The sequence below is a fragment of the Acetobacter nitrogenifigens DSM 23921 = NBRC 105050 genome (assembly GCF_000429165.1).
In the GTDB taxonomy this organism is placed as follows: Bacteria; Pseudomonadota; Alphaproteobacteria; order Acetobacterales; family Acetobacteraceae; genus Acetobacter; species Acetobacter nitrogenifigens.
In genome coordinates this window covers 117,432-141,657 of sequence record NZ_AUBI01000009.1, presented here as the reverse complement: position 1 = coordinate 141,657, position 24,226 = coordinate 117,432, and the positions used below count along the sequence as shown (strand labels likewise).

The following is a 24,226-nucleotide window of genomic DNA, read 5'->3' as shown; positions in this document are numbered from 1 at the left end:
GCATCAGGGGTGTTTCTTAGTTCGGGACACCGTCGATCATGACCGTATCGATGAAGGTTGTTTTTGCCTTAGATACTGAAAGTTCATTGTAAAATCTCGAATACGCAAGGGGATTCTGCCCCGAGCGAGACGTTCGCGTAAAAAGCGATCAGTTGACCTGCCCGTGGTCACTACGATGCTCCGTAATCAGGAACGTGGCGGACCTTATGCTCGGAAAGCAAGTTCGCGCAGCTTGACTTCCCGGCGACCCGGCGCGCGCGGCGAACAGGCGCGACAGGAAAGTCCCGGAAGAATATAACGCAGGTCGGCAACGTATCAGGCGTCGCCTTGAATTTGTTTGATCTTGATCAATGCGACGACGGCGGGGGGAAAGCTAACCCCATCAGGCGACCCCATGACAATGGTGAGGCGCTGTCCCTACGGAGTCGGTCATGACGATCAAAATATCGGTCCTCAAGGAAACAAGGCCCGGTGAAAGGCGGGTGGCCATGACGCCAGCAGTCGTTCCCCGGCTGGCGCGTCTTGGGGCGTCGATATCGCTGGAGAAAGACGCAGGGCTTGGGGCGACGTTCGCTGATGGCGTCTACAAGGATGTGTCTTTCTCCAGCGGCGTTGGCGCGCTGGTGTCTGATGCTGACGTCGTGCTCGCCGTCCAGCCGCCCGCAATCGAAGCGGTCGAGGCGATGAAAGCAGGAGCGCTTCTGGTCTCCTTCCTGTACGGAGCGGCGAACCCCACGCTTGTCGAGGCGCTGCGCGATCGGAAGATTACGGCGCTTGCGATGGAGTTGATCCCGCGCATCAGCCGCGCGCAGTCCATGGACGCCCTGTCAAGTCAGGCGGCGCTGACTGGCTACTACGCGCCGCTTCTTGGCGCCGTGAACATGCCGCGCATTCTGCCGATGATGACGACGGCGGTCGGGTCCTTGCGGGCGGCCAAGGTTCTGGTGATGGGGCTTGGCGTCGCCGGGCTTTCGGCGCTCGCCACGGCGCATCGGCTTGGCGCCATCACGGAAGGTTATGACGTTCGGCCGGAAACCGCCGAACAGGCGCAGTCGCTCGGCGCGAAGTTCGTGGATACCGGCGTCGACGCACGCGGAGAGGGCGGATATGCGCGCGAGTTTACGGCGGACGAAAAAAACCATGTACGCGGGGTTCTTTCGCAGCATATCGCCGATGCGGACATGATCATAACGACGGCGGCCGTTCCTGGCAGACGGGCGCCTGTGTTGATTTCCGCCGATCAGGTGGCGGCTATGAAACCGGGCGCCGTGATTGTCGACCTCGGCGCGGAAGGAGGGGGCAACTGCGAGGGAACGAAACCGGGCGAGACTGTGCGGGCCGGTCCGGTGACGATCGTCGGCCCGCTCGACGTGCCTTCTGCGCTCTCCGAGCACGCAAGCGAGCTTTACGCCAAGAATATTCTCAATCTTTTGGCGTCAATCGTAAAAAATGGCGCGATAAAACTTGATTTCAGTGACGAGGTGATCGCCGCAACCGCAGTCTCCCACAATGGAGAGATTCGCAACGAGGCGGTCCGTAAGGCCGTCGAGACGTATGCTTCAACCAACGAAAAGGCTGCGGGATGATCATCGATAGTTCCATGACGTGGCTGATCGCGCTCTACATCTTCATGCTGGCGGCGTTTACTGGCTATGAGGTCATCAGCCGCGTTCCCTCGATCCTGCATACGCCGTTGATGTCGGGGTCGAATTTTATCCACGGCATCGTGGTCGTCGGCGCGCTTCATGCGCTTCTCACTGCGACCGGCTTGTTCGGTCAGGTCGTCGGGTTTCTCGGCGTGGCGCTCGGCGCGGCGAACGCAGCGGGCGGATATGTCGTCACCGACAGAATGCTCGCCATGTTCAAGACGAGCGACCGAAAGGGCGGCTGATATGTACGTGCAGCATCTTATGGGGCTGAGTGGCCTTCTCGCCGCTGGTCTATTTATTTTCGGTCTGAAGAGGATGTCTTCTCCGGTCACGGCCCTTTCCGGCATCGTCGTGGCGGGCGTCGGCATGGTGGCGGCGGTCGCCGCCAGCTTCCTCGTCGTGTTCGACCTGATGCATGCCGGGAATGACCGGCTTGGCGTGAATGTAGCGCTTGCGCTCGTGGCGCTCGCCGTTGGCGCCGGATGGGCGTGGTGGAAGGGCGGTAAAGTTGCGATGACCGCGATGCCACAGATGGTGGCGTTGTATAACGGCATGGGCGGCGGCGCGGCGGCGTCGATCGCCGCTGTCGCACTGTCCGGCGACGCAGGCGGTTCGCCTCTCATTTTGGGTGTGACCGTCATTGGCGCGCTGATCGGTTCGGTGTCGCTGACCGGCTCGGTCATCGCCTGGGCCAAACTCGACGGAAAGATCAACCACCCCTGGCGGTTCGGCGGTCAGAGGATCGTCAACGGCGTGATTTTCGCCGCGACGGCGTTGCTCGGCGTCGGTGTGGTCATCTTCCATGGCGTGCCGAGCGGCCTTTCTCTCGCCATCCTGTTTTTCTTCGGCGCACTGGTGTTCGGCGTTATGATGACGTTGCCGATCGGCGGTGCGGATATGCCAGTCGTCATTTCGCTATATAATGCCTTCACCGGCCTTGCTGTCGGTCTTGAAGGGTTCGCGTTGCAGAATCCCGCGCTGATGATTGCGGGCATGGTTGTCGGATCGGCGGGAACGTTGCTCACGGCGTTGATGGCCAAGGCGATGAACCGTTCGCTCTCCAACGTGCTTTTCTCGAATTTCGGAGACCTATCGGGCGCAGGCGCGGCGGACGTGAAAGGGGAAATGAAGTCCGCCGACGCTTCCGACGCGGCCATCAACATGCGTTACGCCTCGAGCGTCATCATCATTCCCGGATACGGGCTGGCCGTGGCGCAGGCCCAGCAAAAGCTCTACGAATTCGTAAAACTGCTTCAGGCCGCAGGCGTGGACGTGAAGTTCGCGATTCATCCCGTCGCAGGCCGCATGCCGGGACACATGAACGTGCTGCTGGCCGAGGCGGGCGTTCCGTATGACATTATCTTCGATATGGACGATATCAACGCGGATTTCGTCAATACCGACGTCGCGTTGGTCATCGGCGCGAATGACGTCGTCAATCCTTCGGCGAGAACCGACAAATCCTCGCCGATCTATGGCATGCCTATTCTCAACGCCGATCAGGCGCACCAAGTCTACGTCATAAAACGTGGGCAGGGAAAAGGCTACTCCGGTGTCGAGAACACACTTTTTTACCGGCAGAATTGCAGCATGGTTTATGGCGACGCCCAGGCCGTGCTCACGCAGATGGTACAGTCCGTGAAGGATCTCGGGGCCTGACCAAAACTTGAAGCGTCGAACCTTCGTTTAGGATAAGGAGCATTCGAATGACTTATGCGACCGTCAATCCTTACACTGGAGAAACTTTGGCGACGTTCCCGGACGCGACCGACGCGGAGGTTCGCGGCGCTTTGGAAAAGGCGCATGCGGCCTTCCTGCAATAGCGAGAAATTTCCTTCGCCGAACGCGCCCGTGTTCTCCAGTCCGCCGCCGATCTCTTGCGCCGCGATGGTGACGCCTATGCGAAGCTTCTGACTCTGGAGATGGGAAAGCTTATTGCCGAAGCGAAAGCCGAAGTTGATCTGTCGGCAAGAATTTTCGAGTATTACGCACGTAATGCCGCGACGTTGCTGAAACCTGAAAAACTGTCGGTGCTTGACCCCGCCGAAGGCGACGCGATGCTGGTTCACGAGCCTCTGGGCGTTCTGCTTGCGATCGAACCCTGGAATTTCCCCTATTATCAAATCGCCCGCATTCTTGCGCCCCAGCTTTCCGCCGGAAACACGCTTATTCTCAAGCACGCATCGAACGTTCCGCAGAGCGCTGCGGCGTTCGAGAAACTGATGGCGGATTCTGGATTGCCTGATGGCGGATTCAAAAACCTCTATGCAACCCGAGAGCAGATCAACTTCATTATCAACGATCCACGCATGCACGGCGTAGCGTTGACCAGATCGGAGGCGGCTGGGTCCGTGGTTGCGGCCGAAGCGGGCAAGGCTCTCAAGAAATCGACGATGGAGCTTGGCGGTGCGGACGCCTTTGTGGTTCTTGCTGATGCGGATCTGAAGAAAACCGTAGACTGGGCGGTTTTAGGCCGCCACTGGAATGGCGGGCAGGTCTGCGTCTCTTCCAAGCGGATGATTGTCGTCGATGCGGTGTATGACGCCTTCCTTGAGGGGTATCGGAGGGGGGTAGCGAATCTCGTCGCGGGAGACCCCTTTGATCCGCACAGGACTCTTGCGCCGCTCTCTTCGAAAAAAGCCGCAGATGATATCAAGGAGCAGATTCGTCAGGCAATCAGTCATGGCGCGAAGGCAGAGGAGATCGGGCCGCCTGTGCCTGCCCGCGGCGCTTTCGTGCAGCCTACGATCCTGACAGATCTTGGCGAGGATAATCCCGCCCGGTACTGGGAATTCTTTGGACCGGTCTCCATGGTGTTCCGCGCGAAGGACGAGGAGGACGCCATCCGGATCGCCAACGATTCGCCCTATGGGCTGGGTGGCTCCGTCTTTACGGCCGATGCGAAGCATGGCGTAGACGTGGCGAAGCGGATTTCGACGGGCATGGTGTTTGTAAACCACCCGACGAAGGTTGAGGCGGACCTGCCATTTGGGGGCGTGCGACGTTCCGGTTACGGCCGTGAACTCCTTGGTCTGAGACTCAAGGAGTTTGTAAACCACAAATTGATAGACGTCGTCGATATCGACGCGCGCTTCTGATCTTGTGGACGATCACACCCGCCGCGCGGGAGATGATTCCCCCCATGGCGCGCGGGTGAGGTTGCTGCTCTCTTCCATCCGCAGGAGTTTGCGATGCACGCCATGGTCCTGAACGCGATCGGTTCTCCACTTGTCTGGACCGAACTTCCCGACCGTAAGCCGGGGCCTGGCGAGATACGCGTGAAGGTCGCCGCCTGCGGCGTCTGCCGCACTGATTTGCATGTGGTGGGCGGGGAACTCCCTAATCCGCATGTCCCGATCATTCCGGGGCATGAGGTCGTCGGGCGTGTGGACGCTCTGGGGATGGCGTCACTGGACTGGCGTTTGGCGAGAGGGTGGGCGTACCGTGGCTGGGCCATACCTGCGGCGTCTGCTCCTATTGCCGCCATGATCGGGAAAATCTTTGCGACGCTCCGGAATTCACGGGCTATACGCGAGACGGTGGTTATGCGACCGCCGTCGTTGCGGACGCCCGTTTCGCATTCCCTCTTGGCGAAGTGGGAGATGACGTTTCGTTGGCGCCGCTGCTTTGCGCAGGACTCATCGGCTGGCGTTCACTCGTCATGAGTGGGGAATCCGAAAAACTCGGTCTTTACGGTTTCGGGGCAGCCGCGCATATCATTGCGCAGGTCGCTCGCAGGCAGGGGCGTTCGGTCTACGCATTCACCAGGCAGGGCGACGTAACCACGCAGGATTTTGCGAAGAAAGTCGGCGCAGTCTGGGCTGGGGGCTCTGACGACAGTCCGCCGGAACCGCTAGATGCGGCGATCATCTTCGCTCCGGTGGGCAATCTTGTACCTGCCGCACTGTGAAAGCCGTTCGAAAAGGTGGTCGCGTGGTGTGCGCGGGCATTCACATGAGCGACATACCGAGCTTTCCGTACTCAATTTTGTGGGAGGAAAGACAGGTCCTTTCCGTCGCAAACCTGACCCGGCAGGACGGGGGCGATTTCTTGAACATCGCGCCGAAGGCGGGGATCGTGACTCACACCACTGCTTACTCTCTCCGTGACGCCAATACGGCGCTCGCTGATTTGCGTGCGGGCCGCTTCGGGGGGGGCGGCGGTGCTCGTTCCTTGACAGGTGACTTGTCAACAAAAACGCACAGAGAAGAAGTTTTTCAAAAACAATACTTTTCAGCGTGAAATTCAATCGTTCAATATTGTCGTCACGCGTTTTTCTGGAATTTGCCCTGAATCCATTTTGAATGACAGGGGAACTTCCACGACGCTTGCGCCGTGGCGGATACACATTCAGGGTATCTTTCATTGCCGAAGATTCAGAGATTTCGGCAATCTTTTCCGCCCGGCGCAAGGAGTGTCTACTTCTTCGAGCGCATCATTTTTTCAACCGGCCGAACGTCGCGGTCCCTCTTGCGCCGGAAGGGAGCGCCAGTTCGCCACGCTCGACTTTCCTTACAAGATACTGATAGGTCTGCAGCGCCTGCGACCACATGTGATCACCGATCTTCAAAGCCTCGTAACCACTGTCCTCCTCTGCGAACGCGGGAAGCGGTTTGATTGCAGTGTGGTAATCGCAGGCGTAGAAAAGCGGAAAGGAATAACGTTCCTCTCCGACCTTGCGGACGCGATGCGCCGTGGCGACAAACGCGCCCGCTGTCATCACTTCAAGCATGTCACCGATATTGACGACGAATGCTCCGGGGCGCGGCGGCGCGTCGATCCATTCGCCCCGCTCGTTCATGACCTCCAGCCCCGGCGCGTCCGCAAGGAGGATGGTGAAGCATTCGTAATCCGTATGGGCGCCGATGCCCGGCGCGTCCTGGGCTTCTGCGTCGTACGGATAGTGGATCATGCGCAGTTTGGACGGAGGATATTTGGCCATGTCGTCAAACGTGTTTTCAGGAAGACCCAGGGCCAGAGCGAATCCTTGAAACAAAGTCCGTCCGAGCCCGAACACCGCTCGGTAATAGGCTTCAGCGCGCTCCCTGAAACCGGGAACGTCCGGCCAGTCGTTGGGGCCCAGTAGCGGCGTCCCGGCCAGCACCAGCGGGTTGTCAGCAGGAACCTCGTAGCCGATATCGAAGGCTTCCTTGTGATCCGGACGGCCTGTTCCATATACTTCTTCGCCTTCGGGGACATAGCCTTTGTGTGTTGCCGAACGCCCGATGTAATACGCCATCTTGCGTTCCATCGGCAGGGCGAAGAGATCCCGTGCGGCACTCCTCACGCCGTCGATGAGCGTCGGGTCGACCCGGTGCCCGGAGATATAAAGGAAGCCGATATTGCGCGCAGCGTCGCCCAGTTCGCGGGCGACGGCCTCGCGCTTTTCAAGATCGGTCGAATAGAGGCCAGAAATATCGACCTCAGGGATTGAGGTAAAGGATTTCGTATCCGCCATGGTCTGCATCTTTCTAGTTTTTGTAGAAAAAGTCGGATTGATTTTTCGCGGGGAGTTTAAGGTGAGCTATCGAAGCTTCGAACACAGGGGCGGCGATGGGCGGAGGTCGCTGAATCAAAAAACAGGTTTGACACGGACCGCCGCGCGAAAATTTATAACGCTCCAGAGCCTCTTCCACCCGTGCGCGGCTCGGGGCCGTGCATGACCGGCGCGACCTCTCCGGTGCTCCAGACGATATCGCCGCCGACCATCGTCAGCAGCACCTTCGTGTGGGAAATCTCCTGAGCTGGAATCGTCATGACGTTACGATCAAGGACGATCAGGTCGGCGAGTTTTCCAGGTTCGATCGAGCCGGTCACATTCTCCTGCCGCAATTCGTATGAGGAGTTCATAGTGATCGCACGCAGCGCGGACGCGCGCGAGAGAGGAGGCTGCGAGCCAAGCGGGCCGCGATATTGCGTCCCGGCCTCCGGATCGTTTTCGCGCGTGACGCCAACTTTCAGAGCGAACCACTCATTGAGCGGGTCGACCGGCCAGTCGGAGCCATAAGCGATGCGGGCGCCAGCTTTCTCCAGCGCGTACGCGGGCTCCATCGCGGCGACGCGGATCGGACCAAGCGCGTCTTCTGTGGCGCCGGTCGTATCGGGCGCGCGCTTTTCCCACTGAAAGGACAGGACTGGAATCGCCCCAAGCTGCGCGAAGCGGGGAAGGTCCGATGCGGTGACCATTTCGTCATGCGCCAGGGCCGGCCGGAAATCAGAGCCCGGCAACGCAGATCGGACCTGTTCGACGGCGTTGAGCGCGATATGGACCGCTCCGTCGCCATCGGCGTGCATATGCGGATCGAAACCGGCCTTGATCAGTGCTTCAAGCAGCGGCGTCAGCACTGCGGGCGGAAAATAAGGGGTCGGGCCGAGTGACGTTCCGGGTTCCCAATCCGGCCGAGCCGCCGTGCCCTTGTTAACGCGGTAGGGCTCCGAGACGATGCCGGTCAGTGCGGGCGCGGAAATCACTCCGTCCATGAAAAGCTTGACGTTTCGGATGGTGACGCCCGGCGCACGCATGATCGGTCCCTGATCGTACAATCGGCGCATGCGGACAGCGTAATCGGCCGCACCTTTTGCGTCTGGCCCCATAGTGGGGGTGATCAGGGGTGCGAGATGCGCGCGCGCGGTGAGGACGCCTTTTTTCTGAGCGGCCGTAAAGGCGTGAAAATCCTGTTCACGGGCCATCGCGTCGAGAAAGCTGGTGACGCCCTGCGCGCGTAGGGCGGCAAGCGCCGCCTGTGCGGCTTGAAGATACGCGGCCTCGTCCGGCGGCGGTTCGGCCTTGACCACATAGTCCATGGCGCTGTCTTCGAGCAGCCCGGTCGGTTGGCCGGAGGCGTCGTGATGGATCTCCCCGCCTTCCGGAGCCTTGGTCGTGGCGTCGATCCCGGCTGCTTTCAGCGCGGCGGTGTTCAGCAGAGCGGAATGGCCGAAGGAAGAATGGAGGACGATCGGATGCACCGGGTCGATCCTGTCGAGCGTGGCGCGGGTCAGGACCGTTCCCTTGGGCAGCATGGCCTCCTGAAACCACGCGTTGACGATAAGCCACCCGCCGGGGCGCGGTATCGACGGATCGTTGCGACAGGCTGTAACGCGCGTGACCAGTTCGGCCTCCGTCAGCGCACGGTATTGCAGGGAGCAGAAGAGCAGCAGAAGTCCGCCGTCGAGCGGGTGCATATGCCCGTCCACCAGCCCCGGCATAAGCATCCGGCCATGCAGGTCTATGACTTTGGCATGCGGACCTACGCTGGCGCGAACCGCCGCGTTGTTTCCGACAGCAACGATCTTACCATCTCGCACTGAGACGCCTTCGGCGACGCTATCTTTTGCGTCCACCGTGTAGACATAGCCATTGACGAACGCTGTTTCGGCAAAAGGCGCCGATGCGGCGTGGGCGCTCGCGACAAGGACTGCGAGAAGGGGCGACACGGTGACGCTCCGGATCGCAGTCCGGACGTTTGTCTTTCTCATGGTCCGCGCCTTTCCATATTCCAGTGGTTGAAATGGCGACGCTCTTCGTCCGCCATCCAGCGATTGAGCGCCCACAGGTTTGCGACTGGCGCGTCCGTGAAGGGAAGGGTGTGCAGATATCCGTCCGGTCCAAACTCAGGCGTCATCGTCGTGGTCTCGTAACCTCGTCGACTCTGGGAGAGCCATACGGATTCCCAGAAATCCTGATGAAATCTCCGTTCTTTCCCATATTCCGGAGCGGCAGGGTGCGGGACCTGAGGCCCCTGCGCGTAACCGATCCGAGCCTGAATATGATGCACGCGTTCTACGAACAGGGAAAGATCGTCTGTAGGGTCGTCAAGAAGCCGTTCGCAGACGACGACCCAATGACTGATGTCAACGGTGAACAACGCGTCGGGACAACGCGGCAGGACGTCCAGCGTGATCCACGGCGAGGCAAGAATGCGCGAGCGATGCGTCTCGAAAACGCACCGAACGCCTCGCTCGAGACCAATTTCGTGGGCCTTGTTGATAAAATCCGCCTGAAGCCCGGCATTCCACCGATCATTGCCGCCCAGCACGTTGACGAACAGCGGACGCATTGGCGCGACGCGGTCCAGCGCAACGCGCAGGTCGTCAAGATGATCGTCGAACGTCGCGGACTGTCGGGGAATCACGCCGCCGCCGGTTAAGGCGATGGCAATATACTGCATTCCGCTGTCTGCAAGAATCCGTGCTTTCTCGCTTGCTTCGGGAGGCGTTTCCGGAGTTCGCGCCTCTACGCCCGTGAAACCTGCAGCGTGAGTTTCGGGAAGGATGTCGCGCCATCCACGCCAGTCTCCCCAGAGCGTCCGAAACAGGTCAAGTCGCATGATGTCCTTACGGGATTAGAGTTCAAAATAGCGAAGTGACAGTGTCTGGAAAATGAAAACTGGCAAGAAAACGACGTCTCACGTTTCCCGTCGAGTGGCGCTGGATGAAGACGCCTTGACGCTTCGTCTGATCGGACTGCCGCGTCCAACTGGAGAATGACGTTCGCGAAGGACAGGGGTTGAGTCCGTATCGGTCAACGAAGCACAGAGATACGGTTTTAGAAATTGTAACGCAGATCGAAACCGACCCAGCGGGGCGTCTGGATATACTGAGCACGGCTGTTGTCGCTGCCGGTAAAATCGTAGTTGACGCCATGCTTGTTGAGCATGTTGTCGACATAGACCGCGGCGGTCCATTTGCCGGTTTTCGGACCGACTTCCATGCGCATTCCCATGGAGCTGATCTTGTCGGTGACACCGTTAGGATCACCGAGCGCCACCAGCATCTTGTCTTTCCAGGTGTAGCTGACCTGCAGCGTCACGCGATATTTCGCCGACACGTCGATGCCGTAACGAGCATAGGCGCTCCATGAGAAACGTGGAGCAAATGGCAGGGAAGAGTGCGCGGAGACGTTGGTTAGCAGAGGCAGGCCAGAGATGTTGGTGACTGGAGAGATAACCTGACCATCAAGATAGGCGAAAGAGCCATGCAGATCGAGATTGGGTAGGAGGTTGTGCAGCGTCCCGGACAACTCGCCGCCACGGGTGCGGGAGCGTGAGATAGGTCCAAGACTCAGCGACGTGATCCCTCCCGGCATCTCCGCCACGAACAGGGTCTGCCGGTTGTGATACTCGTAATCGAACAACGCCCCCTCCAGCTGAATCTTGTCGTGAAGCAGGCTGGTCTTGGCGCCGATCTCGTAGGCGATCAGATTTTCGGGACGCACATAGTCCAGCGCGCTGGCTGCGCTGACAGGCGCCGCGAAATATGCGCCGGGCTTGTAACCGTTGGAAATCGAGCCATAGACGATCGTTCCCGGCATGATCGTATAGCGCAGACCAACCTTTCCGGTCAGACGCTCGTAGTCATACGTGGAGTTACGGTGGGTCAGGCTCGCGCCGGGCGTCCCTGTCAATGCGCCGCCATCGTCCACTGTGCCGCCGTGGAAACCGCGTTCATCATAAGACAGACGGCCCGCTGCGATAAAATCCAGCCCCTTGACGATATGGGTGACGGTGTTGACGTAAAGCCCAGTGGACAGATTCTGCTGCACAAAGTGATCGGTAAGATTGCCGTTCGGGGTGTCGAGCAGGAAGGAACGGAAGCTGGTATAAGCTCCATTAATCTTGTCGAAGGACTCATACACGCCGACAGTCAGGTCGAGCCTGTGGGCCAGATTCATACGCATGTGCATATCGTGCGACTGTGCGATGTACGTGTCGTTCCAGCGGTAGTCGCCGATATGGACTGCCTCGCCGTCATAGTTGTCGTAATCGTCGCGGCGGTAGAAATCGATTCCGGTCGCGGAAGTGAATGTGCCGAAATCGAATTGCCGTGTGTAGTTGAGGCCGACGCCGCCGCCATTTTCATTGCGTCGCACAGGAGTATCGCCCACGTTGACGGCGTTGGCCGCAGGGTTGGGGCCAACGCCGATCGTTCCGTTGGGCAGGCCGTTGACTGCATCGCCAGTCACGTTCTGCGGCGAGGTCGGCGTGCCCTTGTCGCGCGTATAGTGGATGTTCAGCATGAGCGACGAGCGATCATCAATGTCGAACCGCGTCAGGTTGCGCAGGCCGAGAATATCCTGTGCGCCGTACAGGGAACCGGTCTTGATGTCATGCTGCCATCCGTCGCCCTTGATGTAGCTGAACGAGAACCGGTTGAAGATGCGGTCGGTGATCGGCGTGTTGATGGCGCCGCGCGCCGTGTTCGTGTTGTAGCTGCTATAGCCCCACTCAAGATATCCACCGAAATGATCGGATGGCTTGATGGATTCCACATTGATGGATCCGCCGGTCGTGCTGCGTCCGTATTCGAATCCCTGCGGGCCTTTCTCGATGCTCACGTTCTGCACGTCGAACATTTGGCCATTGTAAAAAACAGGATAGGGCGCGAACACGCCGTCCTGATAGATGCCGATTCCTCCCATGTTCGTGCCGATATAATCGTCAAGTCCGATACCTCGGATTGAAAAGATCGGCGTCGTGCCGGACGTGGCGTTGACGGCGGTGACGCCCGGAACGAACGCGGCTATTTCCTTGGGACTGACGATGTGGAGCTGCTCGATCTGCCTCCCGCTCAGCACGTTGACGGTGTTGGCCGCGGTGCGAAAGCGACGCGCCAGCGAACTGGTTACGGTGATCGCCTCCGGGTCGCTGTGAGGCGAGGCGTGGGTTTTCGTAGCGCTGGCTACGGATTTCCTGGGAGCCGTGGCGGAGACGGCAGCGGGGCTGACGCCCGACAGGAAGAGCGCGGCCAGAGCCATCGGGCGAAGCGAAACCGGACGCGTGTTTCCGCGAGAAACAGAGTAAACCGCCACTGCGCGCTCCTTGTCATGGCTCCCGATTTTTCGGGCTCATCTTACGTTGCAAATACAAAACAAGTATCTTTCGTATTCGTTATCAATATTCGAAAGATCACTTTTGATGGCGTATAACTTTCTTCGTTCTGGCTGGCTGTCACGAGCGGATGATCCGATGTTTCCTGCGCCCTCCGGTGGACGACGGCCACGTCAGGACGCAACGTGACATCAGCGACGCACGCAGCCAGCAGCGGCGGAATTTTCGCATAATTCTGCGTTCTGGGCTCGCGGTTTTCTGTGTCTGTTCGGAGATCATTGTCGCCAGTCATGACTGTTTGTGACGGACGATCAAAACACGCTACCGCCTTCCGTCGGCAGGATCAGGACGGCTCGGAGAGGCGACGCTCGCAGGGCTTCAGAAGCGGATCATTTCGTTCAGAAAGGCGTGGGCGCGGGCGCTGCGGGGCGCGGTGAAGAATTCTTCTGGCGGGGTGATCTCCTGCACGCGTCCCTTGTCCATGAAGACGATCCGGTCTGCGATCCGACGTGCGAACCCCATCTCGTGCGTAACGCAGACGGTTGTGATTCCCTGCGCGGCAAGATCGTTGATGATCAACACCACGCCGGAGATCGCCTCCGGGTCGAGCGCCGCCGTAGGTTCGTCGAACAGAATGATCTCGGGGTCCATGCACAGCGCGCGTGCGATCGCCACACGCTGCTGCTGTCCACCAGACAACTGAATTGGGTATTTCGACGCCTGTTCGGCGATTCCGACCTGCGCCAGAATGCGGCGGGCCGTATCTTCGGCCTGCCCGCGCGGAATGCTGCGGACCAGACGCGGGGCGACGGCGCAGTTTTCCAGCACGGTAAGGTGAGGGAAAAGGTTGTAATTCTGGAAAACCATACCGACCCGTCCACGGAGTTCGGTAAGGTCTGTTTTCTGGTCGATGATTTTTCCGTCGATCATCAGAACGCCGCTGTCATGCGGCTCGATCCTGTTGAGGCAACGGATGAAAGTCGATTTTCCGGAGCCCGACGGACCCAAAACCACGATCTTCTCACCTTGCTCGATGTCGAGGCTTATGTGGTCCAGCGCCACAAATTCATTGTAGAGCTTGCTGAGATCGCGGATGGAGAGCCGTTTTTCCGGATCTGGAAGGCGATTAAGCGTCATGGGCGGCAGCCTTGTCCCGATCGGCCCATGTAAAGCGGCGTTCAATTCGATTCTGCACATAAAGGAAGAAAAAGACGATCCCGAGATACCACACGAGAGCGGCCGAATAATACTCCGTAAACTGGAAGGTGCGGGCCACCTGAATCTGCGTCACCGCAAGAAGTTCCTGCAGCGATATGACGGAGGCGAGGGAGGTCGTCTTCAGCAGGCTGATGAAATCGTTGATGGTCGGCGGCAGCGCGATCCGAAGCGCCTGCGGAAAGACGATATGCCAGTAGACATGGGATTTCTTCATACCCAGCGCTTCGGCGGCGAGCGACTGCCCACGGTCGACGGCGCGCAGGGCTGCACGATTGATCTCGACCTGATAGGCGGATTCGTTGATCGAGAGCGAAATCCACGCGGCGAGGAACGGCGTGAACCAGCTTTCCCTGAAGACTGGCAGGAACTGCGGCAGGGCGTTCCAGATGAACAGAAGCTGGAGCAGCGTCGGCGCCCCCCGGAAGACTGCGACATAGGCGCTCAGTACCGGATGGATCAGCGAGCGGCGTCCATTGAGCGCCAGAGCGATGGGAATAGAGATCGCGATCGCCGTCACGTGCGACAGAAGCGCCATGATCAGCGTCATCGCCGCGCCCTTGAAAAATGCGCGGGAGGTCAGGGCCGAAAGGAACGTCTGGACATCGAAGCGGGACGGGGCGCCGCGCGCAGGGGCGGTTTCCTCCAGCGTGTCGCCGATATTCCATTTGTGTGCGAGCGCAGTCAGCGTCCCGCGCCGACGTAGCTCTTCTACCGCGTGCTCCAGACGCGCCTTGTCCACGGCGTCCTTGCGAATATAGATCGCGAAATCATGGAAGTCAGGAATATCCGGCTTGAAAATCGTGGTTACTTTACCGCCGAGCTGCTGCCGGCGGTAAAGCACCTCCACGTCCTGACTCATCGCGGCGTGCGCGCGGCCGAGCAGAACCTGCTGGATGACCTGATCCTCGCTCGGATAAAGCTGCACCCGGATGGGCGGCTTTCCGTGCGCCGCCAGAGCGGTGTTCTCGATATCGATCAGCCGGCCGTAGCTTGTCCCGGTTTCAATGGCGACTGTCTGTCCGGAAAGCTCGGAGAAGGACGATATCTTCGGCGTTCCCGTGCGGGCGATGACGACCATCGAGGACTCGTAATAAGGGATCGCGTCGAAATTCCGCTCCCGCGTCGCCTGTCGCATGACGCCGCTTATGACCATCCCGCAGCGCCCGGCGGAGAGGCTGGGAAACATCCCTTCGAAATCCATCTGTACGATGTCTGGCCGCAGATTCCAGACGCCTGCGATCTCACGGACCAGGTCGACGTCGAAGCCAGCCAACGCGCTGGCCTCCGCGCCGTTCACGAAGGTCATCGGCGGCAGGGTCGGGTTGGTGCAGACCGTCAGCGTTCCATTGGCGGCGAACGAAGGGAGCGCCTCGGCCCAGGCGGAGATCGTGGCGAACATTGTCACGAGCCCGGCGGTGAGGACGCCCAGCAGGCCAGCGCGTCTCAAGGGCGTACCTCGTCGAGAATCGCCCGGAATGCGTCGATCATGACCTGTGTCTCCGGAGACGGCCGGGTCAGAAGATAAAACCCGTGGGTCACCGAAAGTCCTTCGAACGGGATTCGCCTCAGCCGTCCTTCAGCTTCCATAGGGGCCGCGAAAAGTTCGGGGAGGAAGCCGATATAGACGCCCGAGAGAATTAGAAGCGCCCGGGAATCGATATTTTCCGCCGTGGCGGAGTAAGTCATTTCATCGCGCAGATCGTCCCAGCGTGGAGACGACGCGGCTTCAGACACCGCGATCATGCGTGCGGAAGCCAGCATTGCTCGGGTAATTGCGCCATCGGCGGCGGAGAAGAACGGATGGCCTCGTCCGCAGTAGAGGAATGACGCTTCCTGGAAGAGCGCGGTCGTCTGCATTTCGGGACGCTGTTGCGGGTAAAGCGTGATTCCCGCCGTTGCGGCGCCGCTGCGTACGGCGAATTCGACCTCGCGAGGCGAGGCGGAATGCACGTCCAGATGGACGGCGGTGTAGCGCGTCGCGAAACGTTCGATGGCGGGGAGCAACGCCGTGTCGCTGTGAATCTGGATGGTGTCCGGTAAATAAAGACTGAAACGACCGGTGAGCGTGCCGCTGGCGTCGTTCACGCGTTTCTGAAACGCATCCAGATCGGCGAATAGCTTCTGTGTGGCGTCCAGCACGATGGCCCCGGCAGGGGTAAGTGCGAAACCGCTGCGACCACGTTGGCACAGCACCAGATTCAGTCGCTTTTCCAAAGAGGAGATGTCGATGCTGACAGCCGACTTACTTTTACCCAGCGCGACCTCAGCCGCAGCGAAGCCTCCATGCGCCGCGACGCTCGCGAATACGCGCAGGAGCCGTAAATCCACTTCGGCGACCCGGCCCGCGAAACCGCTTGAGGGGTGGCGGGGCGTCGGTCGGCGGGATCTGACAGCCTGACTGCGGGGCAATAGCCTGTCCGTTGTTGTGTTGGTTGATCGTTTCATAAACCAATCAAATTGCAAGGCGCTTCGTCAAGAAAAAAGTATTTTGTTTCCAAAATCGTATTTGAAATTGGCTGTTTTGCGGAATAGTTTTGTATTTGCAAAAGTGAAATTGAGCAGAAAGGAGGCGAGGCGTCCCGGTGATCCGTGATAGCGTACGCCAGCGACACACAAGTGATTCCATAGATCTTACGGGAGGACGGACCGGGTGACGGCGAACAAATGGTTCATCGACAGCGAGACTGGCGATCTGTCGGACGTGCTGCTCTGTCGGCCGGATTATTACTCTTGGATTCCGAGCAACGACATTGCGATCGAGACGCTGGAGCGGAACGGTCGCCTCGATCAGCAGGCGCTGCAGGGGCAGTTCGACGAACTGGTGCATGCGTTGGGCGCGAATGACGTCACCTGCCATTTTCTTACGCCGCAGCAGGGCATGCCTTATCAGGTCTATACGCGCGACAGTTCGCAGACTACGCCATTCGGCACCGTCGTCACGAAGCTGATGCGCGATGAGCGCGTCGGCGAGGAGGCGGAGATACGCAGCTTCTACGGTGACGACGCGGTCTGGCGTTCATGCACCAAAGGGCACATTGAAGGCGGCGACATCCATATCATCCGGCCGGGTCTTGTCGTCGTTGGCGTCACCGGATGCCGTACCGACGAAGCGGGCGCGGCTGAGTTTCTCAGCTGGTTCGAGGAAGCCGGGTGGACGACCAGGGCCATACGTTTTCCAAAGCACTTCCTGCATCTCGACGTGATTTTCGCCATGGTGGCGGAAAATCTCGCTTTATGCGCAGTCGATGTTCTGGCCGATGAGGACCTGGACTGGCTCCGCGCGCAGGGGATACGCCTTCTGCCGGTCACGTATAAGGAAGTCATGCGTGATATGGGCTGCAATGTGCTGGCTTTGGGACGCGAACGCGTCGTAAGTCCACGTCATTCAAAGCGCGTGAATGAGATGCTGCGCGCGGAAGGTCTGACGGTGGTCGATCCGGAGTTGAACCAGTTCTCGCAGGGCGGAGGCAGCGTGCATTGTATGACGATGCCACTTCGTCGCCGTTCTCTGGCGGCGTCCTGAGCAGATCGTCGTCATCTGAATCGGGCTTTGATTTGAGCGCGGGTATCTGTGAAGTCGATGGCGACACTATCTTTCGTTGCAGGAAGATCTCATAGCAGGGGAGGATTCTTGCGGGAGGGGCGCTGTCGCCACGAATTCGGGACGGTAGGGAAGGCTCCTCCCCACCGGTTGAGCGGGACCAGACGCGGCGTAGGCTTTTGACAGAAAATCCGAGATCGAAATGTTTCAAACTCCGCCAAGCGTGGCACAAAAGATTATGTCTGAGTTGGGCGTGAGGCGTGTCGGATGTGAGTTTCCACTGGGATTGCGTTTAAATGGCTGCACAGTGTCGCGGGATCGGTTTCCGTTTGGCTCCCACCTCTGAGAATAACCTTACTCGACGTAAAGATTTTTAAAATAGCACAGATCAGAGTCGCTGTTCCTTGCTCAAGTCCGTCCGATAACCAGCTTGCGGCATACGCCGAACAGGCTCTCCCTGAGCCACTGGTGCACCGGATCATTGTCGCGGCGTGGATGCCAGGCCTGAAACGCTTCCACGTTCGGCAGCACGAAGGGAAAGTCGAAGACTTGCAGGCCCAGCGCGGTAAGCGGAACGCGGTCCAGCGCCATACCCGGAAGCAGTAGAATGAAATCCGTATCGGACATGCTGTCGATCATCGCCTTGTAGTTCGGGACCACCAAAACGACGCGTCGGGTCAGGCCGTAATGATCGCGTAACGCCCAGTCGAGAGGTCCGTGAGCCCGACCTCGCCGCGATACGCTGATGTGGTCGTAATGAGTCAGGTTCTGCGGCGTTATGCCTTCGTCGAAAATAGGGTGGTCCTGTCGAACCAGCGCGCGCATCCGGTCATAAAAGATGGTCTGCCGCCTGATTTCCGGACTCAGCATGTCGGTGGCGCCAAGGTAGAGGTCAATGCCTTCGTTACGCAGCGCATCGCTGGGCGGTTCGTCAATTTCCGGCGCGAATACCAGTTCGCAATTCGGACACTCTTCCCGAAGCTTCCGGAGCAAGGGCAGCGCCACTGCCGCAGTGACGACGTCGTTGGCGCGGATGGTGAATTTCGGCGTCATGTTACGCAGGTTGGACAGGGCGCGCGTCTCGATCAGACCGTCTGCTGCCCGCACCACCTCCTGAACACGGTCGAGAATGCCGAGGGCGAAGGCGGATGCGGTTAACTGCCGCCCGGATGGAACAAGGATCGGGTCGCCGAACACTCCGCGAAGCTTGGACAGATGGCGGCTCATCGCCGGCTCGCTCACATGCATTCTTCGGGCTGCGCCGGAGACGCTTTCCTCCTCAATCAGAATTTGCAGAAAACGCAGCAGATCAAGGTCATATCCTCGCATCCGCGCATACTACCCTTCCAGATGAGTCACAAGCCACCGAAAACCGTTCCGAAAAATGAAATCCAGACTTAATCGGAATGGAGGTTTTTTCGCATTCGATTGCGTTGATGATGTGGGCCATGATTTCGGAAACTTGCGACACAAATGGCGGCGAAGCCAGCCACGTAGCCTCGCCCGACGGGGCGTCGGCATCCCCGCCGCTCGCCGTTCAGCAGGCTGCGCCGGTTATCCATGCGTCGCCGCCCATGCCATCGTATATTCCGCCTTTCGGCGTCCGGACGATCATCGGGTGCGTCGGGATGCTGCTTGCTGTGCACGTCGCGGGCTTCAACGAACATGTGACGGAGAACGGTCTCGCCGACATTCTCGGGGCGATGCACATCAGCCACGACGACGGTACCTGGCTGATCACGATCTACGAGGCGTTTAATATCGCGGCCATGGCGTTCACGCCGTGGTTCTACATGACGTTCTCGATCTACCGGTTCTCGATTTTCATGACGGCGTTGATGGCGCTGCTCGCCATTCCGGCGCCGTTCATGCCGGATGTGACGTCGCTGTGCGTGCTGCGCGCGTTTCAGGGCATGGCCGCAGGGTGCCTGCCGCCTGTGCTGATGACCGTCATGCTCAAATATCTACCGCCAGAAATTCGTGTTTTCGGCATTGGCGGGTACGCGATGAGCGCGACCTTCGGCCCGAATCTCGGCCTGCCGCTCGAAGCGTTCTGGTTCGAACATGTCGGGTGGCATTGGTTGTACTGGGAGATTATCCCGCTTGCGGCGCTGGCGGTCGCGATGATCGCTTACGGCCTTCCGCGCGATCCATTGCATATGGAGCGATTCGAGAAGTTCAACTGGTTCGGTTTGATGGTCGGTTTGCCCGCCATCTGTTCGCTGGTGATCGTCCTGTATCAGGGGGACCGCCTGGACTGGTTCCGTTCGGCGACCATTACGCATCTTGCGTTTTGGGGAGGAGCGGCGTTCGTCGTCTTCCTTATCAACGAGGCGTTCCACCCGAGCCCGTATTTCAAGATTCAATACTGGCGCTCACGCAACATTCAGGCGTCGCTGATTTCTCTGGTCGGTATTCTCGCGATCTGCGGGTTGCTGTCGGAGCTTCCGGCGACATACCTGGAAGAGATCCGCGGTTATCGTCCGATCCAGACGGCTCCGGTCGCTCTCGTGGTGGCGTTGCCGCAACTGATCATGCTTCCGTTGATCGCCGCCATCTGCAACAGCCGCCGTGTCGACTGCCGCTACGTGCTGGCAGGGGGAATGGCGTGTCTGGCGGCGGCAGCGTGGTTCGGCACATGGCTGACGCCTGACTGGGTTCGCGACAATTTCTACGTCATCCAGATCCTGCAGGTGTTCGGACAGCCGATGACGGTCATCCCGACGCTGATGCTGGCGACGCTTGCGCTAGGTCCTGCGGACGGTCCCTTCATCTCCGGCATGGTCAACATGCTTAAAGGACTGGCGAATGCTGTAGCTTTCGCCATCTTCGCCGCCGTGACCCGCCGTCGCGAGCAGTATCATTCCGTGATGTTGCTCGACCACCACGGCGCCAACGGAACGACGCTTCAGGGGTTGGGCGACCCGATCCAGCAACAGTTGGCCGGCACGTCGCCCGATGCGGGCCATGTCGCGCACAACGCCCTCGAAGTCTTCCACACATACGTCCACGAGCAATCTGTCGTTCTCGGGCTTGCCGATATCTATTTCGGCCTGATCTGGGTCTGTCTCGGCTATGCGGTCCTGAACGTCCTCCTGCCTCGTCGTGTCTATCCGCCTCGCGCTCCGGCGGCGACGGCTCCCGCTCACTGAATTTCGCGGATCTGAATATAATGATTTACAGAAAACCACTGCTTTACGCTGGCTGCGCCGCAGCCGTGCTCGCGATCGCGGCTTGGGGCGGCAGTCGGCTCGTTTTGGGCGACGGCGTGAATCAATACACCAACGACGCGTATGTCACTGCCGATTTCACGGCAGTCGCGCCCAAGGTGTCGGGGCGTATCGACCGCGTTCTGGCCGAAGATAACGAAGCCGTACGCGCGGGCGAAGAACTCGCCCATATCGAAGACGACGATTACCGAGCCGCTCTCGACGCCGCAAAGGGCCGTCTTCTTGCCGCACAGGGCGCTGCGCGAAATCTTGAGGCGGAGCTGACGCGGCAGGATTCTGTCATCGCCGGAACTCGTGCGGCCGTGGAGGCGGATCGGGCCGACCAACTGTTCGCTCAACAAAACATGCAGCGGTATCGCACCCTGTCTTCTGGCGGCGCAGGCACCATCGAGCAGAAGCAGTCCAGCGAGGCGAAAGACAAGGAAGCGGAGGCCGCCATTGCGCGGGATCAGGCCGCGACGGACGCCGCTATCCGTCAGGTCGATGTCCTTAAAGCGCGACTGGTTGAGGCGCAGGGACAGGTCATGCAGGCGCAGGCCGACGAAAAGCAGGCCGAACTGAACCTGTCCTACTGCACGATCCCGGCGCCAGTCTCCGGCGTCGTTGGCGAACGTGGCGTTCGTGTGGGCGCTTATGTGCATCCCGGCACGGCGATTCTCGCTATCGTGCCGACGCAGGCCGCCTACGTGCTCGCCAATTTTCAGGAAACGCAACTGACCAAAGTGCAGACCGGGCAGGCCGCCACTGTCCGTGTGGACACATTCCCGGGGCGATCGCTGAAAGCGCATGTGGACTCTGTAGCGCCTGCGACCGGCGTCGCGTTTGCGCCGATCCAGCCGGACAACGCAACCGGCAACTTCACCAAGGTGGTGCAGCGCGTCCCGGTGAAGCTGACCTTCGATCCGGGGCAGCCTCTTGCTTCCAGGGTTAGAGTGGGCATGTCGGTGGAAGTCAGCATCGACACAGGTTCCCGCCTATCCGGTCCTCATGCTGACGACGCCCGCTATGTCTGGCGCTGACATGCTCAGTGCAAACAGGCCGGACGCTGCCGAAGGTCGCAAACGCCAACTCCGCCCGACGCTGGCGGCGACGCTCTGCCTTGGAGCGCTGACCGCATGCACGGTGGGGCCGGATTACCACAAGCCCGAGATCAGGAGCGCAGCGAACTGGCGCCAGAGTCTGCCGCCTTCGGAAAGTCGCCCTGTCGAGACAATGGCCGACCCGCAATGGTGGCGCCTGTTCAACGATCCGACGCTGACGGCGCTGGAGAACGACGTCACGGCCGCGAATCTCGATCTTCAGGCCGCGTCCCTGCGCCTGATGGAGAGTAACGCTGAACGCAAGATCGCCAGCGCTGCGCAGATGCCTCATATGGAGGCAAACGCCTCTTACGCTCGTGAGCGGGCCAGCACAAACGGCATCCTCGGCCTGCTTGGGACCATCGAGCGGGAGCAGGCGGGATCGATCGCCAGCGGCCAGCAGGGGTTCGGTCCGACCGCACTGCCGGGCAGCGTCGGCAACCCGTCGTTCAACCTGCCGCAGTATGGAATGAGCGCATCGTGGGAAGTCGATCTCTGGGGACATGTCCGCCGACAGGTCGAAGCGGCCACGGCGGCGGTGCACGCGACGGAAGACATGCGCCGCGATCTGCTCGTGTCGCTGATGGGCGAGACCGCGCAGGATTATATCGACCTGCGCGGCGTGCAGGCGCGCATCGGTATTCTCGACCACAACATCCAGATCGCGCGCGACAGCGTGCGTCTGACGACGCTTCGTTTCCAGCAGGGCGCCGCCACGCGGCTGGACGTTGCGGACTCGACCGGGCAGCTGCACACCTTCGAAGCCCAGCGTGGCCCCCTGGAGAGGGAGGAGGTGCATCTTCTGAACGCGCTGAGCTTCCTCGTCGCGCAGGCGCCGGGCGCGCTGAACGCCCGTCTGGGCAAGCCGTCGGCGATTCCGCCTGTGCCTGCGAGCGTGCCGGTCGGCCTGCCGTCTCAGCTTGCCGAACGGCGGCCAGATATCCGCGCGGCGGAGGATCGTCTGCACGCAGCGACCGCTTCCGTTGGCGTCGCTGTGGCGGATTTCTTCCCGCGCATCACCCTGTCAGGCAGCCTCGACATTCAGGCGCTGCAGTTCAGCGGCCTCGGGTCATGGGCCTCCCGCCAGTATGGTTTCGGCCCTACCGCGACCTTGCCATTGTTCGAGGGAGGGCGTCTGACCGGGCAATTGCATCTGCGCAAGGCGCAGCAGAAGGAGGCGGCGATCTTCCTGCAGCGGACCGTGCTCAAGGCCTGGCAGGAGGTCGACGACGCGATGGCCGATCTCTCAGCCTCGCAGTCTGAACGCGATCGGTTGCAGGAGGCCGTTCATGAAAATCAGATCGCGGTGGAGACTGCGCAGGCTCAGTACAAATCGGGTTCGTCCGACTTTCTCAATGTTCTGACCATGCAAAACGCGTTGCTGGCTTCTCAGGGGCAGTTGGTTGACGCCACCGCGGAGGTGTCCCGTTCCGTGACGCGGCTTTACCGCGCGCTTGGCGGCGGTTGGGAGACGACTTACCCCGTCGCATCGCGCCCCGCGACGTCTCACGGCTGAGCGGAGATCCGACAAACATGATCACGATCCGCCGCGTCGACATGCTTGGGACAATCCATGAAGCGGGAGTCGATCTCCGTTGTCATTTCGCGTTCGGCTCCTTTCAGGATGCAGCGTATGTCCATGATGGCCGCCTGCGCGTCGTCAACGCCATGCGTATCGCATCGGGAGCGCAGTTTCGCCTCGGCGCGGAGCAGAATGTAGATATCGTGACATGGTTGGCCGAAGGCGCGCTGAGTGCGACGTCTGAACTGTTTCCATCCGAGACGATCATGGCCGGGGGACTCCACGCGATCAGCGCAGCAAGCGGGTGTCAGTCGTTCGGCTGGCGCGCCGGGCCGGTCGGAGCGTCTTGCCTTCAATTCTGGTTTCTGGCCGATAACGAAGGCGGAGAGCCGGCGCAGGAGACGCGTCTGGATTTTCCTGCAGCCGAAGACGGAAGTTTCCGTATTATCGCATCCGGTTTTCCGGAAGATGATCCGGAGGGGACGGAGGCGGTCATCGACGGCGCCCCTGTGACGTTGCGGTCCAGGTCTCGTCTCCTGCGCGCGACGTTGCGTGCCGGGGAGGGCGCTCTCTATCGGACAGCCCCCAGCCGCACCCTGTACATGATCGTCGCAAAAGGCGGGGCTTCACTGGGAGGGGAGCTTCTTGCCGCGGGAGACGCCGCAAGGATCGACGGGCAGAAGGAGGCGGTTGTCATCGCGACGCAGGACGCTGTAATTCTGCTTGCGGATACCGCGAGCAGATAAAAATCTCTTTTTAAATCAGTCTTTTATTGCACGGCTGCGATCTCTCCGCGTGCCGTTACGCCCGGATCTCCTAGAGCCCCATCTAGGCGCGTCGGTTCACGGGTGAAACGTCGTAACGTCGCCTTGCATGTATTTTTAGCAGGACGGCGAAGTCTCTCTTTTCGGATAAAGATTTCCAGATCGTTCGTCTCGACGACGGCGTTTGTCGCACGCGCCTCGGACAAGGCGCGGTTGTCCAGGCGCGTTTCCAGTGAACTCCGGACGCGCGGCGCGTGGTCGCGACGGGAGGCTTGTGCGGTGGGAGAGAGCGTCGGCGCCACCGGGGCAGGTTTGCGTCGCCACATCGCTGTGTTGAATATTTCTCGTTTTTCCCAAAGCGTCGAACCCGTCACCTTCCGGGTCTGTTCAGAAACGG

The 24,226-nt window shown here is 60.0% G+C and carries 18 protein-coding genes and 2 pseudogenes; 10 read left to right on the top strand and 10 right to left on the bottom strand.

Features of this window, described 5'->3' with window-relative positions; genetic code table 11:
* Positions 1 to 431: 431 nt before the first annotated feature.
* From G442_RS0111710 to G442_RS22060, 5 genes and pseudogenes are all read left to right on the top strand, one after another.
* Positions 432 to 1,586: an NAD(P) transhydrogenase subunit alpha gene (locus G442_RS0111710; protein ID WP_026398145.1), complete on the top strand. Its 1,155-nt coding sequence runs from the start codon at positions 432 to 434 to the stop codon at positions 1,584 to 1,586.
* Positions 1,583 to 1,891 (top strand): NAD(P) transhydrogenase subunit alpha, encoded by a 309-nt coding sequence (locus G442_RS0111705; protein ID WP_026398144.1) that lies wholly within the window; start codon positions 1,583 to 1,585, stop codon positions 1,889 to 1,891. The genes G442_RS0111710 and G442_RS0111705 overlap by 4 nt, the downstream gene beginning before the upstream one ends.
* Position 1,892: 1 nt before the next feature.
* The gene (locus G442_RS0111700; protein ID WP_026398143.1) at positions 1,893 to 3,308 is read left to right on the top strand and encodes an NAD(P)(+) transhydrogenase (Re/Si-specific) subunit beta; all 1,416 of its coding nucleotides are present in this window, start codon (positions 1,893 to 1,895) and stop codon (positions 3,306 to 3,308) included.
* A gap of 47 nt (positions 3,309 to 3,355) precedes the next feature.
* A pseudogene (locus G442_RS22065) lies at positions 3,356 to 4,747 on the top strand (NAD-dependent succinate-semialdehyde dehydrogenase).
* Between the two features lie 93 nt (positions 4,748 to 4,840).
* Positions 4,841 to 5,826 (top strand): annotated as a pseudogene (locus G442_RS22060) (zinc-dependent alcohol dehydrogenase family protein).
* A gap of 258 nt (positions 5,827 to 6,084) precedes the next feature.
* Here G442_RS22060 and G442_RS0111685 read toward each other — a convergent pair.
* From G442_RS0111685 to G442_RS0111645, 8 genes are all read right to left on the bottom strand, one after another.
* A complete protein-coding gene (locus G442_RS0111685; protein WP_026398142.1) occupies positions 6,085 to 7,107 on the bottom strand; it encodes an isopenicillin N synthase family dioxygenase in 1,023 nt (340 codons plus the stop codon).
* A 152-nt stretch (positions 7,108 to 7,259) separates the two neighbouring features.
* On the bottom strand, positions 7,260 to 9,125 hold the full coding sequence (locus tag G442_RS22055) for an amidohydrolase (RefSeq protein WP_084440556.1): 1,866 nt from the start codon (positions 9,123 to 9,125) through the stop codon (positions 7,260 to 7,262).
* The gene (locus tag G442_RS0111675; protein WP_026398141.1) at positions 9,122 to 9,976 is read right to left on the bottom strand and encodes a sugar phosphate isomerase/epimerase family protein; all 855 of its coding nucleotides are present in this window, start codon (positions 9,974 to 9,976) and stop codon (positions 9,122 to 9,124) included. Before G442_RS0111675 ends, G442_RS22055 begins: the two co-directional genes overlap by 4 nt.
* Before the next feature lie 218 nt (positions 9,977 to 10,194).
* Positions 10,195 to 12,402, bottom strand: coding sequence for a TonB-dependent receptor (locus G442_RS0111665; protein ID WP_084440561.1), 2,208 nt, complete (start codon positions 12,400 to 12,402; stop codon positions 10,195 to 10,197).
* A 95-nt stretch (positions 12,403 to 12,497) separates the two neighbouring features.
* Positions 12,498 to 12,767 (bottom strand): hypothetical protein, encoded by a 270-nt coding sequence (locus tag G442_RS26670; RefSeq protein ID WP_026398139.1) that lies wholly within the window; start codon positions 12,765 to 12,767, stop codon positions 12,498 to 12,500.
* Between the two features lie 86 nt (positions 12,768 to 12,853).
* A complete protein-coding gene (locus G442_RS0111655; protein WP_026398138.1) occupies positions 12,854 to 13,612 on the bottom strand; it encodes an amino acid ABC transporter ATP-binding protein in 759 nt (252 codons plus the stop codon).
* Positions 13,602 to 15,092: an ABC transporter substrate-binding protein/permease gene (locus G442_RS0111650; protein WP_084440560.1), complete on the bottom strand. Its 1,491-nt coding sequence runs from the start codon at positions 15,090 to 15,092 to the stop codon at positions 13,602 to 13,604. Before G442_RS0111650 ends, G442_RS0111655 begins: the two co-directional genes overlap by 11 nt.
* 44 nt (positions 15,093 to 15,136) lie before the next feature.
* On the bottom strand, positions 15,137 to 16,102 hold the full coding sequence (locus G442_RS0111645) for a LysR family transcriptional regulator (RefSeq protein WP_026398136.1): 966 nt from the start codon (positions 16,100 to 16,102) through the stop codon (positions 15,137 to 15,139).
* Between the two features lie 241 nt (positions 16,103 to 16,343).
* Between G442_RS0111645 and G442_RS0111640 the strand changes: the two genes are divergently transcribed.
* The gene (locus G442_RS0111640) at positions 16,344 to 17,216 is read left to right on the top strand and encodes a dimethylarginine dimethylaminohydrolase family protein (protein ID WP_026398135.1); all 873 of its coding nucleotides are present in this window, start codon (positions 16,344 to 16,346) and stop codon (positions 17,214 to 17,216) included.
* Between the two features lie 426 nt (positions 17,217 to 17,642).
* On the opposite strand, the gene G442_RS0111635 is transcribed toward G442_RS0111640, so the two are convergent.
* Positions 17,643 to 18,563, bottom strand: coding sequence for a LysR family transcriptional regulator (locus tag G442_RS0111635; protein ID WP_026398134.1), 921 nt, complete (start codon positions 18,561 to 18,563; stop codon positions 17,643 to 17,645).
* Positions 18,564 to 18,808: 245 nt separating this feature from the next.
* On the opposite strand from G442_RS0111635, the gene G442_RS0111630 reads away from it, so the two are divergent.
* From G442_RS0111630 to G442_RS0111615, 4 genes are read left to right on the top strand one after another with little or no spacing between them, the layout of a single operon-like run.
* Positions 18,809 to 20,386, top strand: a complete 1,578-nt coding sequence (locus G442_RS0111630) for an MFS transporter (RefSeq protein WP_246789429.1) — start codon at positions 18,809 to 18,811, stop codon at positions 20,384 to 20,386.
* Positions 20,387 to 20,406: 20 nt separating this feature from the next.
* A complete protein-coding gene (locus tag G442_RS0111625; protein WP_026398132.1) occupies positions 20,407 to 21,483 on the top strand; it encodes an HlyD family secretion protein in 1,077 nt (358 codons plus the stop codon).
* Complete coding sequence (locus tag G442_RS0111620; protein WP_371863413.1) at positions 21,470 to 23,059, top strand: efflux transporter outer membrane subunit; 1,590 nt, start codon at positions 21,470 to 21,472, stop codon at positions 23,057 to 23,059. The genes G442_RS0111625 and G442_RS0111620 overlap by 14 nt, the downstream gene beginning before the upstream one ends.
* A 17-nt stretch (positions 23,060 to 23,076) precedes the next feature.
* Positions 23,077 to 23,811: a pirin family protein gene (locus G442_RS0111615; RefSeq protein WP_026398130.1), complete on the top strand. Its 735-nt coding sequence runs from the start codon at positions 23,077 to 23,079 to the stop codon at positions 23,809 to 23,811.
* 23 nt (positions 23,812 to 23,834) lie between these two features.
* Here G442_RS0111615 and G442_RS0111610 read toward each other — a convergent pair whose 3' ends face one another.
* On the bottom strand, positions 23,835 to 24,203 hold the full coding sequence (locus G442_RS0111610; protein ID WP_146882436.1) for a hypothetical protein: 369 nt from the start codon (positions 24,201 to 24,203) through the stop codon (positions 23,835 to 23,837).
* Positions 24,204 to 24,226 lie beyond the last annotated feature (23 nt).

Bases quoted from the DNA above. Each gene is read 5' to 3' on its own strand.
- G442_RS0111710 (WP_026398145.1), top strand. From the start codon at position 432: ATGACGATCAAAATATCGGTCCTCAAGGAAACAAGGCCCGGTGAAAGG.
- G442_RS0111705 (WP_026398144.1), top strand. From the start codon at position 1,583: ATGATCATCGATAGTTCCATGACGTGGCTGATCGCGCTCTACATCTTC.
- G442_RS0111700 (WP_026398143.1), top strand. From the start codon at position 1,893: ATGTACGTGCAGCATCTTATGGGGCTGAGTGGCCTTCTCGCCGCTGGT.
- G442_RS0111685 (WP_026398142.1), bottom strand. From the start codon at position 7,107: ATGGCGGATACGAAATCCTTTACCTCAATCCCTGAGGTCGATATTTCT.
- G442_RS22055 (WP_084440556.1), bottom strand. From the start codon at position 9,125: ATGAGAAAGACAAACGTCCGGACTGCGATCCGGAGCGTCACCGTGTCG.
- G442_RS0111675 (WP_026398141.1), bottom strand. From the start codon at position 9,976: ATGCGACTTGACCTGTTTCGGACGCTCTGGGGAGACTGGCGTGGATGG.
- G442_RS0111665 (WP_084440561.1), bottom strand. From the start codon at position 12,402: ATGGCTCTGGCCGCGCTCTTCCTGTCGGGCGTCAGCCCCGCTGCCGTC.
- G442_RS26670 (WP_026398139.1), bottom strand. From the start codon at position 12,767: ATGACTGGCGACAATGATCTCCGAACAGACACAGAAAACCGCGAGCCC.
- G442_RS0111655 (WP_026398138.1), bottom strand. From the start codon at position 13,612: ATGACGCTTAATCGCCTTCCAGATCCGGAAAAACGGCTCTCCATCCGC.
- G442_RS0111650 (WP_084440560.1), bottom strand. From the start codon at position 15,092: ATGTTCGCCACGATCTCCGCCTGGGCCGAGGCGCTCCCTTCGTTCGCC.
- G442_RS0111635 (WP_026398134.1), bottom strand. From the start codon at position 18,563: ATGCGAGGATATGACCTTGATCTGCTGCGTTTTCTGCAAATTCTGATT.
- G442_RS0111630 (WP_246789429.1), top strand. From the start codon at position 18,809: ATGCCATCGTATATTCCGCCTTTCGGCGTCCGGACGATCATCGGGTGC.
- G442_RS0111625 (WP_026398132.1), top strand. From the start codon at position 20,407: ATGATTTACAGAAAACCACTGCTTTACGCTGGCTGCGCCGCAGCCGTG.
- G442_RS0111620 (WP_371863413.1), top strand. From the start codon at position 21,470: ATGTCTGGCGCTGACATGCTCAGTGCAAACAGGCCGGACGCTGCCGAA.
- G442_RS0111615 (WP_026398130.1), top strand. From the start codon at position 23,077: ATGATCACGATCCGCCGCGTCGACATGCTTGGGACAATCCATGAAGCG.